General features: G+C 70.4%; 19 protein-coding genes and 1 tRNA gene. 12 read left to right on the top strand and 8 right to left on the bottom strand.

Annotated features, from left to right (window positions below; all coding sequences use genetic code 11):
- Together FLW16_RS31580 and FLW16_RS31585 are read left to right on the top strand one after the other, a co-directional pair.
- Nucleotides 1-258 carry an FAD-dependent oxidoreductase gene (locus FLW16_RS31580; RefSeq protein ID WP_260615776.1) on the top strand — a complete coding sequence of 86 codons (258 nt, stop codon included), beginning with the start codon at nt 1-3 and terminating at the stop codon, nt 256-258.
- Nucleotides 255-416 carry a hypothetical protein gene (locus FLW16_RS31585; RefSeq protein WP_221891376.1) on the top strand — a complete coding sequence of 54 codons (162 nt, stop codon included), beginning with the start codon at nt 255-257 and terminating at the stop codon, nt 414-416. Before FLW16_RS31580 ends, FLW16_RS31585 begins: the two co-directional genes overlap by 4 nt.
- A gap of 20 nt (nt 417-436) precedes the next feature.
- On the opposite strand, the gene FLW16_RS31590 is transcribed toward FLW16_RS31585, so the two are convergent.
- Nucleotides 437-970 (bottom strand): YbhB/YbcL family Raf kinase inhibitor-like protein, encoded by a 534-nt coding sequence (locus tag FLW16_RS31590; RefSeq protein WP_142563764.1) that lies wholly within the window; start codon nt 968-970, stop codon nt 437-439.
- 151 nt (nt 971-1,121) lie between these two features.
- Here FLW16_RS31590 and FLW16_RS31595 point away from each other — a divergent pair, with 151 nt between their 5' ends.
- Nucleotides 1,122-1,820 carry a GntR family transcriptional regulator gene (locus FLW16_RS31595; protein WP_142563765.1) on the top strand — a complete coding sequence of 233 codons (699 nt, stop codon included), beginning with the start codon at nt 1,122-1,124 and terminating at the stop codon, nt 1,818-1,820.
- A gap of 324 nt (nt 1,821-2,144) precedes the next feature.
- Here FLW16_RS31595 and FLW16_RS31600 read toward each other — a convergent pair whose 3' ends face one another.
- Nucleotides 2,145-2,735, bottom strand: coding sequence for a hypothetical protein (locus FLW16_RS31600; RefSeq protein ID WP_221891377.1), 591 nt, complete (start codon nt 2,733-2,735; stop codon nt 2,145-2,147).
- 84 nt (nt 2,736-2,819) lie between these two features.
- On the opposite strand from FLW16_RS31600, the gene FLW16_RS31605 reads away from it, so the two are divergent.
- Nucleotides 2,820-3,593, top strand: coding sequence for an SDR family NAD(P)-dependent oxidoreductase (locus FLW16_RS31605; protein ID WP_142563767.1), 774 nt, complete (start codon nt 2,820-2,822; stop codon nt 3,591-3,593).
- 22 nt (nt 3,594-3,615) lie between these two features.
- On the opposite strand, the gene FLW16_RS31610 is transcribed toward FLW16_RS31605, so the two are convergent.
- Nucleotides 3,616-4,272: a response regulator transcription factor gene (locus FLW16_RS31610; RefSeq protein WP_142563768.1), complete on the bottom strand. Its 657-nt coding sequence runs from the start codon at nt 4,270-4,272 to the stop codon at nt 3,616-3,618.
- On the bottom strand, nt 4,262-6,334 hold the full coding sequence (locus tag FLW16_RS31615) for a sensor histidine kinase (protein WP_142563769.1): 2,073 nt from the start codon (nt 6,332-6,334) through the stop codon (nt 4,262-4,264). The genes FLW16_RS31610 and FLW16_RS31615 overlap by 11 nt, the downstream gene beginning before the upstream one ends.
- A 234-nt stretch (nt 6,335-6,568) precedes the next feature.
- Here FLW16_RS31615 and FLW16_RS31620 point away from each other — a divergent pair, with 234 nt between their 5' ends.
- Nucleotides 6,569-7,204 (top strand): hypothetical protein, encoded by a 636-nt coding sequence (locus FLW16_RS31620; RefSeq protein WP_142563770.1) that lies wholly within the window; start codon nt 6,569-6,571, stop codon nt 7,202-7,204.
- 12 nt (nt 7,205-7,216) lie between these two features.
- On the opposite strand, the gene FLW16_RS31625 is transcribed toward FLW16_RS31620, so the two are convergent.
- Nucleotides 7,217-8,077 (bottom strand): helix-turn-helix domain-containing protein, encoded by an 861-nt coding sequence (locus tag FLW16_RS31625; RefSeq protein ID WP_142563771.1) that lies wholly within the window; start codon nt 8,075-8,077, stop codon nt 7,217-7,219.
- Between the two features lie 112 nt (nt 8,078-8,189).
- Between FLW16_RS31625 and FLW16_RS31630 the strand changes: the two genes are divergently transcribed.
- A complete protein-coding gene (locus tag FLW16_RS31630) occupies nt 8,190-8,885 on the top strand; it encodes an SDR family NAD(P)-dependent oxidoreductase (RefSeq protein ID WP_142563772.1) in 696 nt (231 codons plus the stop codon).
- A gap of 65 nt (nt 8,886-8,950) precedes the next feature.
- Nucleotides 8,951-9,583: a GNAT family N-acetyltransferase gene (locus FLW16_RS31635; protein ID WP_142563773.1), complete on the top strand. Its 633-nt coding sequence runs from the start codon at nt 8,951-8,953 to the stop codon at nt 9,581-9,583.
- Between the two features lie 22 nt (nt 9,584-9,605).
- Here FLW16_RS31635 and FLW16_RS31640 read toward each other — a convergent pair whose 3' ends face one another.
- Nucleotides 9,606-9,974, bottom strand: a complete 369-nt coding sequence (locus tag FLW16_RS31640) for a barstar family protein (protein ID WP_142563774.1) — start codon at nt 9,972-9,974, stop codon at nt 9,606-9,608.
- A gap of 8 nt (nt 9,975-9,982) precedes the next feature.
- Nucleotides 9,983-10,396, bottom strand: a complete 414-nt coding sequence (locus FLW16_RS31645) for a ribonuclease domain-containing protein (RefSeq protein ID WP_221891378.1) — start codon at nt 10,394-10,396, stop codon at nt 9,983-9,985.
- 153 nt (nt 10,397-10,549) lie between these two features.
- Between FLW16_RS31645 and FLW16_RS31650 the strand changes: the two genes are divergently transcribed.
- Nucleotides 10,550-11,371, top strand: a complete 822-nt coding sequence (locus FLW16_RS31650; RefSeq protein WP_260615781.1) for a glycoside hydrolase family 16 protein — start codon at nt 10,550-10,552, stop codon at nt 11,369-11,371.
- Nucleotides 11,372-11,481: 110 nt separating this feature from the next.
- Nucleotides 11,482-11,997: a DUF4142 domain-containing protein gene (locus FLW16_RS31655; protein WP_142563776.1), complete on the top strand. Its 516-nt coding sequence runs from the start codon at nt 11,482-11,484 to the stop codon at nt 11,995-11,997.
- Between the two features lie 54 nt (nt 11,998-12,051).
- Here FLW16_RS31655 and FLW16_RS45535 read toward each other — a convergent pair whose 3' ends face one another.
- A complete protein-coding gene (locus FLW16_RS45535) occupies nt 12,052-12,174 on the bottom strand; it encodes a hypothetical protein (protein ID WP_260615782.1) in 123 nt (40 codons plus the stop codon).
- Between the two features lie 209 nt (nt 12,175-12,383).
- Between FLW16_RS45535 and FLW16_RS31660 the strand changes: the two genes are divergently transcribed.
- From FLW16_RS31660 to FLW16_RS46290, 3 genes are all read left to right on the top strand, one after another.
- Nucleotides 12,384-12,842 (top strand): MaoC family dehydratase, encoded by a 459-nt coding sequence (locus FLW16_RS31660; RefSeq protein ID WP_142563777.1) that lies wholly within the window; start codon nt 12,384-12,386, stop codon nt 12,840-12,842.
- Between the two features lie 156 nt (nt 12,843-12,998).
- A tRNA-Arg gene (locus FLW16_RS31665) sits at nt 12,999-13,071 on the top strand.
- Nucleotides 13,072-13,369: 298 nt separating this feature from the next.
- Nucleotides 13,370-13,519: a hypothetical protein gene (locus FLW16_RS46290; protein ID WP_396686882.1), complete on the top strand. Its 150-nt coding sequence runs from the start codon at nt 13,370-13,372 to the stop codon at nt 13,517-13,519.
- Nucleotides 13,520-13,973: the final 454 nt, after the last annotated feature.

A 13,973-nucleotide genomic window follows, 5' to 3' on the forward strand; every position in this document is an offset into this window, starting at 1 on the left:
GTGCTGGACTACGACTACGTCATCTACGAGGTCGGCAGCACCGGCGCGGTTCCCTCCTCGGTGCCAGGCGCGGCCGAATTCGCCTACTCCGTCGCCGAATTCGAGTTCGCTGAGCGGCTGCGCGCCAGGCTGGCGGAGCTGCCGGCCGATGCCGGGGTCAGCGTGGTCGGCGGCGGGTTGACCGGCATCGAGACCGCAGCGGAACTCGCCGACCAAGGACGCACGGTCACTCTGGTCTGCGGCGGATCGAGGTGGTGAACTGCAATAACACGCCCGCGCTTGCCGCCTGCAGCGGCGACCACCTGGAGGGTGTCTTCCTGGCCGACGTCGTCGGCGGAAAGATCACCCACTTCTACGCCATCCGCAATCCGGACAAGCTCCTCGCACTGGCGGCGCCGCGTCAGATCAGCCGCTAGGAGTCCGGACGTGCTGTTGGTCAGGCGGGGGTTTCGGCGGTCGCGGTCAGGACCGCGCGGCCGAGGGTGTGGCCGGCCATGGTGAAGCCGAGGAGGGCCGGGGTGGCGTCGGCCGGGACGCCGATGGACTCGACGTCGAGGGCGTGCACCACGATGAAGTAGCGGTGCGGGCCGTGCCCGGCCGGCGGCGCGGCGCCGATGAAGCGGGCCGCGCGGACATCGTTGGGCAGTTGGAAGGCGCCCTCGGGAAGGCCCGAGCCCGTGTCGTCGCCGGCGCCCTCGGGCAGCTCGGTGACGGCGGCGGGGATGTCGGCGACCGCCCAGTGCCAGAAGCCGGACCCGGTGGGGGCGTCGGGGTCGTAGACGGTGACCGCGTAGCTCTTGGTGCCTTCCGGGGCGCCGCTCCAGGACAACTGCGGGGAGATGTCCTTGCCGCCGGGGACGCCGGAGGAGAACTGCTCGGGCGGCCAGGGGGCGCCGTCGGTGACGGTGGTGCTGGTGACGGTGAAGGAGGCCGCCTCGGGGAGGCGGGCGAAGGGGTCGTTGGCGCTCATCGCGTCGTTCCTTTCAGGCTGTGCTGCGGGCTGGCGGTGATGCGGCCGGCGGAGAGCCGCGGTTCGTGTAGAGGCATCGCCTCTCGTCGACCGCTGAATCGACTCTAGCATCAAAAATCGATTATTTGTCGAATCGTCTATGATGGCCCGCATGACCCAGACGGCTCACCCCTCGAACTCGCCGGGGAAGCAGATGCTCTCCGAGCAGGTCTACGCGCACCTGCGGGACGCGATCATGCGCGGGGACTACGCTCCCGGTGACGCTCTCAAACCGCAGGACCTCGCCAAGGAACAAGGCGTGAGCCTGGCCGTCGTGCGCGAGGCGCTCGTACGGGTGGTCGGCGAGGGTCTCGCCGACCGGCTGCCCAACCGCGGCTTCGCCGTCCCGGCCTTCTCCGACCGCCGATGGCAGGAGATCGCGGAAGCCCGCCGGACCATCGAACCGGTCGTGCTGCGCATGTCCATCGAACGCGGCGACGTCGACTGGGAGGCCCGCGTACGAGCCGCTCACCACCGTCTGGCCCGCACCCCGGCGTTCGTGCCCGAGGAGGGCGAGCACTACAGCAGCACATGGTCCGAGGCCCACCGCGTCTTTCATCGCACCCTGCTGGAGGGCTGCGGCAACCCCGTCCTGCTGGAGACGTTCGACCGGATGTGGACCGCCAGTGAGCTGGCCCGCCGCTGGGCGGCGCAGCGCAACCCCGACAGGGACGCCCTCGGCGAGCACCGCCGGCTGGAGGAGGCGGCGCTGGCCCGCGACGCCGACACCGCGGCCGAGGTGCTGGCCCAGCACCTCACCCTGACCGCGGCCGCACTGACCGGCTGCACCCACCAGGCGAAGGACGCCTGACAGGTCTCATGCGTAAGTGGGAGTGCGTGACCCCTCGGCGTCCGATGGCGGCGGCACGGCGACCGGCTGAGGTGCACGCGAAGCGGGCTTGCCCCTTCGTCGTCCGGGGACGGCATCAGGCACCACCAGGGGAAGAGGCCTCTTGTGGCGTGGGCATGGAAGCGGTCGCGGTGAGCGCTTCGCCGGTGCCGTACGGGCAGTTCCCGGTCTCCCGCGCGGGCGTCGCGCTTCAGCCGCCCGCGCGGTCCACGAACGCGGCCGCCGTCGCCGGAGGCTCAGCCGAGGCTCTCATCGAGCCTCGATGAGGGGTTGGAGGGGCTTGGGCTAGCTCTCCCAGGTGGCGTTCTTCAGCACGGTGGCGAGCCCGGGAGTGGCCCACTGGTCGACGATCAGGAGCCGCTCCTTCGGCAGGTACCACTCGCGCTGCTTGAACGTCGACTTCTCCGTCGCGTCGGTGTACGTGACGCAGCGCCCCGGCCATACGCGGTAGTGCGCCTTGTGGCCCTCTCCGATGTTCCGGTAACCGACCGCGATCGCCTTGCCGAGGACATGGCCGAGCTTGGGGTCGGTCGGGCAGGGCGCCACGTCGACGGCGGGATAGAACGGTCCATTGACAGGGTTGTAGCGCTGGAAGCCTTCGCCCCCGGTCTTGAGCGTCTTGGCTCCCATCACCCAGAAGCCGCGGCACCTGGGCTCGAAGTAGTGGCCCTTGGGCTTGGCGCAGGCGCCGGTCACCACGTGCACCTGATCGGCGCTCCGGTAGACCCGCCAGGCGCGGGGGATCTCCAAGGTCAGCCCGCCGGACAGCCGCAGGGACGTGGTGGAGGAGGCGGAGGCGCGGTCGGCGCCGACCACGGCGACGGCCCCGGCGACGGCACCGGCAGCGGCGACCAGCGAGATCATTTTTCTCATCACGGCGCAAATAGTAGTGATGATCTATATATGGGTCATTAGGGTACGTCGTTCGTCGGAAGATCTCGATCCACGAAAGGGGCGGATGTGGGCTCTTCGTACGTTGTCACCGGGGGTGGCCGCGGCGTCGGACGTGCGCTCGTCGAACGACTCCTTCACGACGCCAACAGCGTCGTCGTGATCGAATTCGACCCTTCGGCACTCGAGTGGACCCGCACCCACCCGGCGGGTTCCCGGGTCATCGCGGTGGCCGGCGATGCCGCCGACGAGACCGTCGCGGAGCGGGCCGCCGACCTGGCGCAGGCAGCGGGCCCGCTCGCCGGCTGGGTGAACAACGCCGCCGTGTTCCGCGAGGCCTCACTGCACTCCCCGTCGGCGCGCGAGGTCCTGGATCTCATCGGGGCGAACTTCAACCCGGCGGTCGTCGGATGCATGACCGCGATCCGCCGCTTCCTGAGCGCCGGTGCGGGCGGGGCGATCGTCAACGTCTCCTCCCACCAGGCGCAGCGGCCGGTGCGTGGCTCCCTGCCGTACGCGACGGCCAAGGCCGCCGTCGAAGGACTCACCCGGGCACTCGCGGTCGACTACGGACCGCGCGGCGTCCGGGTCAACGCCGTCGCCCTCGGCTCGATCAGCACCGAACGCTATGAGGCGTTCCTCCGCGGTCAGGAGCCCACGGCGGCCGCACGCGTCGAGAACGAGATGAGCCTGCTGCACCCCGTCGGCAGGGTGGGACGCCCGGAGGAGGTGGCCGCCACCATCGCCTACCTGCTGTCCGATGAGGCGAGCTTCATCAACGGCGCGACCGTTCCGGTCGACGGCGGCCGGTCGATACTCGGACGCGACCCCGAAGAAGCCTGAAGCCCGGGCTCACCCGCGGCGATCAGCGCCCGAGGCCGGCGTCGCGGGCGCGGATGATCGCCTCCGCCCGGTCGGCGGCCTGGAGCTTGGTGAGCACCGCGTGCACGTGGTTGCGTACGGTCTTCTGGGACAGGAACAGCCGCGCGGCGATCTGGCTGTTCGACAGGCCGGCGGCCACCAGGTCGAGCACCTCGTGCTCCCGGGCGGTCAGGGCCGGGAACGGCGAGACGCCGCCGGCCTGCGGTCTCGGGGCCAGGAAGTCGGCGATGCGCGAGGCCAGCACCGCACCGAACACGACGCCGCCGCCGGCCACCGTGGTGATCGCGCGGACGACCTCGTCCGGCTCGGCGCCCTTGAGCAGATAGCCGCGGGCGCCGGCACGGAGCGCGTCGAAGACGGTGCCGTCCTCCTCCGACATCGTGAGCACCACGACGCCGATCTCCGGGTGCTTCTCGAGGATGCGACGGGTGGCCTCGATGCCGTCCATGCCGGGCATCTGCACGTCCATGACCACCACGTCGGGCTCTCGCTCGTCGGCCTGCCGCAGAGCCTCGACGCCGGTCGAGGCCGTCCCGGCGACCTCGACCTCGTCGATGCTGCTCAGCAGGGCCGCGAAGCCCTCACGGAACACCGGATGGTCGTCCACCACGAGGACCCTCACCGGCCGCTTAACGGTCATCTCCTGCCTTTCCAGTAGCCGTGAGCACGGGCGTCTGCCCGGACGGCGTGACGGGCAGCCGCGCCCACACCCGCGTACCGGCCGGCTCCACGGAGGTCACGGTGCACGACCCGCCGAGTTCGGCGGCCCGTTCGCGCAAGGACACCAGTCCCACACCGGCCACCGCCTCTGCGGCGAGGCCGGCGCCGTCGTCGACGATCTCCACGTCGAGGTGCCCGCCTTCGACATCCTGAGTGAGCGAGACCACGCACTCGCCGGCCTGCGCGTGCCGGACCACATTGGTGATCGCCTCCGACGCGATCCGGTACGCGGCGACCTCCACGGCGGCCGGCAAACCGGTGAGGTCACCCCGCTCCTCGACCCGCACGGAGAGCCCGGGGGCGCGCAGCCGCTCCGCCTGCTGACGGATCGCCCCGACCAGGCCGACGTCGTCGAGCGCGGGCGGACGCAGGCCGTGCACCAGCCGCCTCACCTCGGCGAGCATCCCGGTGAGCTCCTGACGAGCCAGGCCGAGGATCCGGTCGGCGTCCTCGTTCGACCTGCGGGCGGTGATCCGGGCGGTGTCGATCCGGGACGCGACCGCCGCGAGGGCCGGCCCCAGACCGTCGTGGAGCTCGCGACGCAGGCGGCGGCGCTCGTCCTCCACGGCCGAAACGATGCCCTCACGGCTGCGCTGTAGTTCCTCCGCGAGCCGTACGGCACGGGACGCCGCGGCGGCCTGGCGGATCAGGTCGGCCAGCAGCCGTTCGTCGTCGGACGTGAGCCGGCGGCGGGCGGCCCGGCGCGGCAGCAGCAGCCGTCCGATTATCTCGCCGCGATAGGTGATGGGCAGCGCCTGCGTCTCGGCGGGGCGCTCGCCGTCCTCGACGAGCAGCACCTCGCCGCTGACCTGGGTGATCTCCACGCCCACGTAGGGCGTGCGGAAGGCCCGGGCCACCGTTTTGGCCAGCGTGACGAGTTGCGCCTCCGAGTCGTCGGTCCGCTCCAGCCGCTCGGCGAGCCCGGACATCACGTGATAGGGGTCGTCCCGATCGCCGACGATCCAGCGCCGCACCAGACGCCACAGCCGGTGCCGCAGTTGCGCGTACAGGATGGCGACCGCGAAGACGGCGATGACCAGCCGTTCCCCTTCGTTCAGGCGCGGCCCGAGCAGCCGGCCGGCGCCGCCCAGGACCAGCAGGTCGAGGACGAACGTCAGGGCGAGCAGGAGGCCGTACACGAGCGTCCCGCCGAGCAGCCGGTCGACGTCGACGAGGTCCGGCCGGACGATTCCGATCGCGACCGATGCGGAGGTGAGGGCTACGGCGACGGTCAGGCCGACGGTGCCGAACCAGAGGGGCAGCAGCCGGAACGTGAGCATGACCAGGAGGTCGACCACGGCCGCCCACACCAGCCAGCGCATCCGGGCGCGGTCGACGCCGGTCACCGTACGGTAGCGCCGCACCACCACGACGAACGGAGCGACCAGGCTCAGCGGGAGGCACAGCTGCGCCACCCGCAGCACACCGGTCCAGACGGCGTCCGGCAGCGGGAGATAGAGCGCCTCGATGTTCAGCCCTCGCAGTGGCGCGGGCAGCGGGGTGGATTCCGCGGTCGCCTGGGCGATGGCGGACGGGGCCGCGATGAGGGCCAGCGGGAGCAGGCTCGTCAGCGCGAGGCTGACCAGCGAGGCGACCCGCCACCACCCGGAGGGCAGCTTCCCGTCCGGGAACAGCAGCAACACCAGGGGGAGCAGCAGCACCAGGCCCGCGCCGAGTCGCTGGAAGACGATGAAGGCGACGGACGCACCCGGGAGCGCGGGATCGTGCGTGGTGGCGTAGGCGAGCCACGACGACGCAACGCCGTCCAGCGCCCACCAGGCGCCGAAGGCCGACATCAGGCGGCCGAGTGGATGATGCGGATAGCGGCGGAGCACCACCATGCCGGCCGCGGCCAGTGCGACACCCGCTATCGCGTCGAACCCGCCCGGCTGCAGTTCGAGCACGGCACGGTGGGCCTGCGGCACCCGCAGATCGATCAGCGCCGCCACCGGTGTGGCGGTCACGACGATCGCGAAGAGCACAGGCCCGAGGCTCAGGCGCGAAGGCCGACGAACCGTGACAATCTGCACCAGGAAAGTGTGCCTCAGCAGGTGTCCGATGTCCCTAGGACGCGGGTCCCACCTGGCCTGGGACGCGAGAGATGCCGGGAATCGGGACACGACGCCCTGACCGTCTGGGCCGGTCGTTCATGAGGATCGTCCTCGTCGCCGCTCCCGACCTCACGAGTCGGCCGCCTCCCAGTCGAAGGAACAACGATGACCGAGACCTCGTCCGTACACGCCCAGAGTCACACCGCCGGTGCGTCCTCGTCCGCGCCGCCCGCCGAGACGACCGTACGCCGGCTGGCCCTGGGCCTTTCCACCGGCGCGCTGGCCTGGTCGGCCGTCAGCTTCGTCTACGGCTTCGACCCGGCGGCCGAAACGGGAATCAAGATCACGGACCTGGGCGGTCTGGCGTTCCAGTTCGGCGCCTGGTCCCTCCTCGCGATCATGGTCCGTACCCGCGCGACCGGCGTGAGCCGCGTGGCGCGCGCCATGCTGCAGGTCGAGCGGGTGCTGCTGGCCCTGGCCATGGCGTGGAGCGTCTCCCACGCATTCCTGCCCGCCCAGCGTGACAGCGTCTGGATGGGGATCCTCGACGCGTTCTGGCCGCTGTCGATGCTGGGCATGTTCGTGATCGGCGTCAAGGTCGCCCTCAGCGGACGGTGGCGCGGAGCGGCCCGCTTCTGGCCGCTCGTCGCCGAAAGCTGGGTGGTCGTGACCCTCCCGGCCATGGCCATCCTCGGCACTTCCGTCTCGGACGTCGTCGGTGCGGCCCACCTGCTCGTGGGCTACACGACGCTCGGCCTCATCATCGCGTTCCGTCCCGAGCTCGTACGCCGCGAGGACTGAACGACGGCGTCCTCACAGTCGCGGGGCCGTGACACCGGCGACGCGGGTGAGGTCGAGCTTGGTCTCGTCTTCGCTGCCGGGGACGACCGTGTAGACGACGATCTTCAGGTCGGTGTCCGAGCCGGAGAGCACATCGCAGTCGACGGTGATCTCCCCGACCGCCGGGTGCCGGATCGTCTTGCGGTCCTCGGCGTGCCTGCCGACGGCGCCGGAGTGCCACAACCGGGCGAACCGCGGATTGCCGTCCAGCGTCCGGCGGATCAGCCCGCTGAGGCGCGCGTCCTGCGGGTAACGGCCGGAGGCGCGGCGCAGGTCGGCGACGATGGCCCGGTCGGTCGCCTCCGCGTTCTCCGAGACGACGGGCCATGCCGCGAGGCGCCCCCGATCGGCCGGAACAGGAAAACGCGAGCGCACCAGATTCCGCTCCTCCGGCGCGAGCACGGAGGGATCGCCGAGGAGCGCCGCCCAACCGCGGTTCCACCACAACAGCCGCCAGTCGGCGGCGAACACGGCGACCGGCGCGTCGCCCAGCCGGGTGAGCACCCGCTGCATCCCGGGCGGGATGTGATCGCTGATCACGCCGTCCGGGGGCGGCTGCAGCCCGGCGAGCCGGTAGAGGTGGTCGCGCTCGGCGCGGTCGAGCTGCAGCGCCCGCGCCAGCGCGGCGGCGACCTGCGCCGACGGTGTGGTCGCCCGGCCCTGCTCCAGCCGTACGACGTAGTCCACAGAGACGCCCGCGAGGTCGGCCAGTTCCTCGCGGCGCAGGCCGGCGGCACGGCGTACGCGGCCGGCGGGCAGGCCGACAGCCGCGGGGGAGAGCCGGTCGCGCCAGGCGCGGATCGTCGCGCCGAGGCTCGTCTCGTCCGTCGTCATGCGCCCATTCTGCGTGGTGGTGGGACTGGCGGTGAGACGCCAGGGTGGTACTGCCTGTCCTACCGGAGAGCTCTCCCTGGCTGCCCGTCCCCGAAAGGCCGACGCTCGACGCATGACCATCACGTTCATTACCGGCGCCAACAAGGGCCTCGGGTTCGAGACCGCCCGCCGCCTCGTCGACCTCGGCCACACCGTCGTCCTCGGCGCCCGCGACGCCGAACGCGGCCGGACGGCCGCCGACAAGCTCGGCGTACGCTTCGTGCGGATCGACGTCACCGACGACGCGTCCGTCGCCGCCGCGGCGGCCGACGTCGCCGCGCACGAGGGCCGCGTCGACATCCTGGTCAACAACGCCGGGATCCTCGGCCCGCACGTGCCCGCCGACGAGCTGACCGCGGACCACGCGCTCGAGGTCTTCCAGACGAACGTCGTGGGCATCGTCCGCGTGACGAGTGCCTTCCTGCCTCTTCTCCGTGAGTCGGAACACCCGGCGATCATCAACGTGAGCAGCGGCACGGGGTCGTTCGCGCTGACCCACGACCCGCAGCGGGTGGAGTCGACGGTCGTGGGGCCGCTGTACACGTCCTCGAAGTCCGCGGTGACGATGCTCACGACGCAGTACGCCAAGGCGTTGCCCGGCATCCGGGTCAACGCCGCCGACCCCGGCTACACCGCGACCGACCTCAACGGGCACAGCGGCCACCAGACCGTGACGGAGGGGACCGACGCGATCGTGACGCTCGCGACCGAGGGAGCCGACGGCGGAACGGGCCGGTTCATCGACCGCTTCGGGCCCGTGCCCTGGTGACGGCGGCAGCGGAGCCGGACGAGATCGTTTTGAGCGGCGTCGCGGGTGATGGCTACCGTTTCCCGGTGATCACCTTGCCTGATGTCCTCGCCCGTGCGGCCGGCGGTCACCTGCCCGAGCCGGGTGCCGGTCCGACCATCGTCCCGCAGCCGTCCGCGCGTCATGCGGGAGTCATCGCCTTCACCGCGCACAACGTGATCTTCGCCGATGTCGGCGAGGACTGGATCAGGTCCCGGTTGCCCGACGACGATCTGTCGGCGCCGCTCAACCCGCCGTTCCTCGCGGACCTGGAAGAGCGAACGGGACGCCGCGTCAACAACATCGACATGCTCGCCCTGGCCGCCCCCGCCGAAGGTCCCCCGCCCGTCGAGTTGGCCGAAGTCACGGACGCGGCCCATCCGCGCGTCCAGCGTGCCCATCGCTACCGCGACGACGTACGCGTCTGGACCTGTCCGGGAGGGCTCGTGCTCATCGGACGGGGAGTGGGCGGGCGGTGGGAGGTCGCGCTCGAGGTCGAGCCGGAAGGCCGTGGGCGCGGCCTGGGCCGCGCCCTCGCCCGGGCGGCCCGGCATCTCACTCCGCACCCGCTCTGGGCGCAGATCGCTCCGGGCAACGCCGCGAGCGTACGGGCGTTCCTCGCCGCGGGTTACGTCCCGATCGGCGCCGAGGCACTCCTCGTCCCGCCTTCCGCCAGCTGAGGCCGGGGAATCGTACGGGCGATCAGGGCAGGGCGTCGATCAGCCGGTGGCGGAGCCGGGGTGCGTGGGCGGGGTCCGTGTGGAGGGTCAGGGTCAGCCCGTCCTCGGCGGCGCCGGCGAGCACGGCCATCAGGGTGGCGAACTGCCCGGGAGGTTCGGCGTCGAGCAGTTCCTCGGCGTGCTCCACGGCCAGATGGACCGGCCCGATGTCACGCAGGGAGTCGGTGAGGGCGTCCCAGTTGCGGCCGAAGTACGCCGGGAGGCGCAGGGCCCGTGCCACCTCGTCGAAGAAGGCGGCACGGGTCCGGCAGGCCCGCCCGTCGACGACCGCCGGGCCAGGGTCGGTGGTCACCGTGAGCCACGGAGGCAGCGGACGCGTGGCGGAGGCCATGAGAGGTCCTAGAGCCTGTAGAAGTCGGTGTAGTGGTTGGGCGAGAACCAGGTCACGCCGGTGCTGCGGTTGACGACGATCCGGTACGCGTCACGCGAGGCGCCGCGCGCACGGGAGTAGACGTCGTACTCGTAGTAGGTGGCGCCGCTGGGAAGCTGGCCCTCCCGGTTGTAGAAGCGCCCGCCGGTGTAGTTGTACCTGCCGTCCGGCCAGGAGTACCAGCCGCTGCTGGTGGGATACCCCTTCCCGGCCCAGATCGCGTTCGCCGAGCGGGCGTCGGCACAGCGAGAGATTGTGCAGGAGCTGTAGACCGACGCGTGGGCGGGAACGGTGCCGGTCACTCCGGTGAGGGACACGATGGCGGCGATCACGACGGTGATCCGTCCCGGCCAGGACGGCCGGAAGCGTCGCGGAGTCTGCACGAGACCTCCTTGTGGGGGCGAGGGGACAGACATTCGCCAGCATCACCTCGAAACCGGGACGAACCAAGGTAGAGATTGGTGAAATCCCGCCGTCTTTTTCCGTATGCCCCGGGGTGTGCTTTGTTCCTCTACAGATCGATTCAGGATTGACGCATGAGCGAAGCCGCAAACAGTACGTACGCGCAGGACCCGACGGCGAAGGCCGGCTACGTGCTGGAGTTCGAGGACACCTTTGACGGAGACGGGCTCGACGAGAGTCGCTGGATCCCGCGTTATCTGCCCCAGTGGACCACATGGGCCGCCTCGGCGGCCCGATATCGCGTAGGGGACGGTCGCCTGCGCCTGCTGATCGAGGAGGATCAGCCGCCGTGGTCGCCGGAGACGGAGGGCCGGATGCGCGTGTCCTTACTGCAGACAGGCGTGTTCTCCGGTCCGGTGGGCAGCGCCGTCGGCCAGCACGGGCGGGGCGGCCGGGCCGTCGTCCGCGAGGCGCAGGACGAGGCGCGGCTCTACACCCCGCACTTCGGCCTGATCGAGATGCGTGCCCGGGCCACCGACGATCCGCGCGCCATGGTCGCACTGTGGATGATCGGCTTCGAGGACGCGCCCGAGCGTTCCGCGGAGATCTGCGTCTGCGAGATCTTCGGGCGTGACGTACGGCCGGACGCGACGGCGGTCGGCATGGGGGTCCACCCGTTCGGCGATCCCGCGATCACCGACGAGTTCGCCGCCGAGGTCCTCCCCATCGACGCGCGCGAGTTCCACGTGTACGCGGTCGAGTGGACCTCGGATCGGGTGACGTTCCTCGTGGACGGCCGGCACGTCAAGACCATCCGGCAGTCGCCGGACTATCCGATGCAGCTCATGCTCGGGATCTACGAGTTTCCCGACGCGGAGGGGCCCGAGCGGGTGGGGCCGTACCCCAAGGAGTTCGTGGTCGACTACGTGAGGGGCTATCGGCCCGTGACGGATTGAGCCGTACGAGAGGCGCGGCTGGCGGGTATGAGGCATTTGAAGCGTAATGCCCGGATGGTCGAGGCGGATCAACCGGTGCTCGGCCGTCCGGTGAAGGATCGGGGGATCTGATGCTGAGATGGCTCATCGTCCTGGTGGCGGCCGTGGTCGCGGCGCTGTCAGGGGTCACCGCAGGGTACGCGGCGCCGCCGGATGTCAGCGATCAGGACAAGGCATTCCTGGTCGGTGCGCACCAGGACAACCTCGCGGAGATCCAGGGCGGGCAGCTCGCCGAGCGGCAGGCCGGCAAGCAGTCGGTCAGGGACGCCGGCAAGAAGTTCGTGGCGGACCACACCTCTCTCGACGACCAGCTCAAGCGGGTGGCCAAGCAGGTGGGCGTGGACCTGCCGAGCCAGCCGAGCGAGGAGCAGCAGGCCGAACTACGGCGGTTCGCCGCCAAGAGCGGCACCGCGTTCGACCGCGCGTGGATCGACGCTCAGGTCAAGGACCACCTCAAGACCCTGGTCTTCCTGGACAAGGAAATCTCGACCGGTTCTTCCCAGGACGTGAAGAAGCTGGCCCGGGACGCCAAGCCGGTGGTCCGGGAGCATCTCGACCTGGTCGAGAGCATTCAGAGCGGTGAGTGACGACCGGTGCCGGCCGGGGCCGGTCTCCGGCCGGCACGTCCCCTCCCCGCAGGCTCACCCGAACAGTTTGACCAGCAGCAGGATGACGAGCGCCCAGCAGACGAGACCCGCGACCACGACCGCGATGAGCCCGCGGAGCCGATACCGTTTGCCGGGTGGGCCGGGTTGCTCGTCCACGTCTCCTCCACGTCGGGGTGTGTTCCCGCGTGCACCCCGCGTGGTGCTGATACCCCGCGGGTCATGAGTCGTTCGTCACTCAGAGTGATGTGTGTGTTGCCGGGAGTGGCAGCACTCGTTGGCTCCCCGATGGAACCAGTGTGGACGGCAACGCGCTCCGAGTCCCCCGATTCCCGCCGGTCCCGGGTTCGCGTGAATAGGGTGCGGTCATGCGGATCTTCACGAACCTCGCCGAACTCAAGGCGGCCAAGGGCGAGCATCTCGGGTACGGCGACTGGCGAGAGATCGGTCAGGAGAGGGTGAACGCCTTCGCCGACGCGACGGACGACCACCAGTGGATCCATGTGGACCCGGACCGGGCGAAGGACAGCCCGTTCGGCGGCACCATCGCCCACGGATACCTCACGCTCTCGCTGCTGCCGTCGCTGCTCGGCGAGCTGTACCGCGTGGACGGCCTGCGCATGGCCATCAACTACGGGCTGAACAAGGTGCGCTTCCCCCGGCCGGTTCCCGTCGGGTCCCGCGTACGGGCGGGAGCGGAGATCACCGACGTCAAGGGCACTCCCTCGGGCACCCTCGCGAACCTCCGCGTCACGATCGAGGTCGAGGGCGTCGACAGGCCGGCCTGTATCGCCGAAATGCTCACGCTCTTCGTTCCCCAGGAGTGACTCCGGCGCGCCCCCGGTCCGCCCGCCCTCCCGCCGCGCTCCGCGCGTACGGCGTCGGCCTGACCGGGGGCGGAGCGGCTTATTGGCGCAAGCAGGGGTGACGGGTCTGGTAGAGTTACACCCGTTGCAGGGCACCGCAGGTGAACAGGCAGCAAAGCGGCCGTAGCTCAATGGATAGAGCATCTGACTACGGATCAGAAGGTTAGGGGTTCGAGTCCTCTCGGCCGCGCACATCATAGAAGGCCCGTGACCAGGGAAAACCTGGAAACGGGCCTTAGTGTTTTCGGGCTTCACGCAGTCTCTTCCGTGTCTGTGGGAGCCACCTTGGGAGCCACCCGTTTCGGTCGGCCCAGTAGAGCGCTCGAAATGGCTTCCGTCGCCGCCCGCTTGTCGCCCTCCATGAGGTGGCCGTACACGTCCTTGGTGATCGCGATGCTCGCGTGTCCGAGGACGTCGGAGACGACGTGGAGAGGCGTCCCCTGGGCGAGCATCTACGAGGCCCCTTCTCGGCGACCTCGCCGCTCAATGTGATCTGCCAGAGCTACCCCGACCACCAGCTCACCCGGCTACTTGAGAACGGCACGCGTATCCGGTGCCTGTTCCTGGCCCCAAGGGCGAGGCCATCGGGGCCCGCGAGCGCGAAGAGCACTACACCGACGGCACCCTCCAGACGTTGACGGCCGCTCAACATCAGCACGCTCACCTGGCTGCGCGACCGGCTCGACCCCGAGGCCGCCGAATGGCTGCTACGGAAGCCTGCACACGGTAGGTATCAAGGGCGGCGCTCCGCGCCGCCTCGCGGCCCTGCGCCCGCTCGACGGCCGGGCGTGCGGCCTGGGAGCCGGCCCCGGCCGTCGGCAGCTCAGCCCGCCGCATCGCGCAAATACCGCCCGCCGTACCAGTCACACACCGTGACGAGCTACTCCTCGTCCGGGACATCGGCAAGGTCCCTTGCCAACGGGGTGATCATGCAGCGCGAGATGTGCGCATTCGCCCGGCATCGAGGTTGCGTCCACGGGAGTGGTGTAAGAGTTTCCGCTGGTAGAGGCGTGGCGTCGTGAAATGAGGACGGCCATCGCGTGATCCTTCGTGATTGCGAAGTCAAGATCGAAGGAGAAGAAAGCGATGGCC

The organism is Microbispora sp. KK1-11, from assembly GCF_006874435.1.
Taxonomy (GTDB): domain Bacteria; phylum Actinomycetota; class Actinomycetes; order Streptosporangiales; family Streptosporangiaceae; genus Microbispora; species Microbispora catharanthi.

Excerpts from the sequence above, each read along its gene's own strand:
- FLW16_RS31650 (WP_260615781.1), top strand. The coding sequence starts at position 10,550 with ATGAGCGAAGCCGCAAACAGTACGTACGCGCAGGACCCGACGGCGAAG.
- FLW16_RS31660 (WP_142563777.1), top strand. The coding sequence starts at position 12,384 with ATGCGGATCTTCACGAACCTCGCCGAACTCAAGGCGGCCAAGGGCGAG.
- FLW16_RS31620 (WP_142563770.1), top strand. The coding sequence starts at position 6,569 with ATGACCGAGACCTCGTCCGTACACGCCCAGAGTCACACCGCCGGTGCG.
- FLW16_RS31610 (WP_142563768.1), bottom strand. The coding sequence starts at position 4,272 with ATGACCGTTAAGCGGCCGGTGAGGGTCCTCGTGGTGGACGACCATCCG.
- FLW16_RS31655 (WP_142563776.1), top strand. The coding sequence starts at position 11,482 with ATGCTGAGATGGCTCATCGTCCTGGTGGCGGCCGTGGTCGCGGCGCTG.
- FLW16_RS31630 (WP_142563772.1), top strand. The coding sequence starts at position 8,190 with ATGACCATCACGTTCATTACCGGCGCCAACAAGGGCCTCGGGTTCGAG.
- FLW16_RS31640 (WP_142563774.1), bottom strand. The coding sequence starts at position 9,974 with ATGGCCTCCGCCACGCGTCCGCTGCCTCCGTGGCTCACGGTGACCACC.
- FLW16_RS31590 (WP_142563764.1), bottom strand. The coding sequence starts at position 970 with ATGAGCGCCAACGACCCCTTCGCCCGCCTCCCCGAGGCGGCCTCCTTC.
- FLW16_RS31595 (WP_142563765.1), top strand. The coding sequence starts at position 1,122 with ATGACCCAGACGGCTCACCCCTCGAACTCGCCGGGGAAGCAGATGCTC.
- FLW16_RS31625 (WP_142563771.1), bottom strand. The coding sequence starts at position 8,077 with ATGACGACGGACGAGACGAGCCTCGGCGCGACGATCCGCGCCTGGCGC.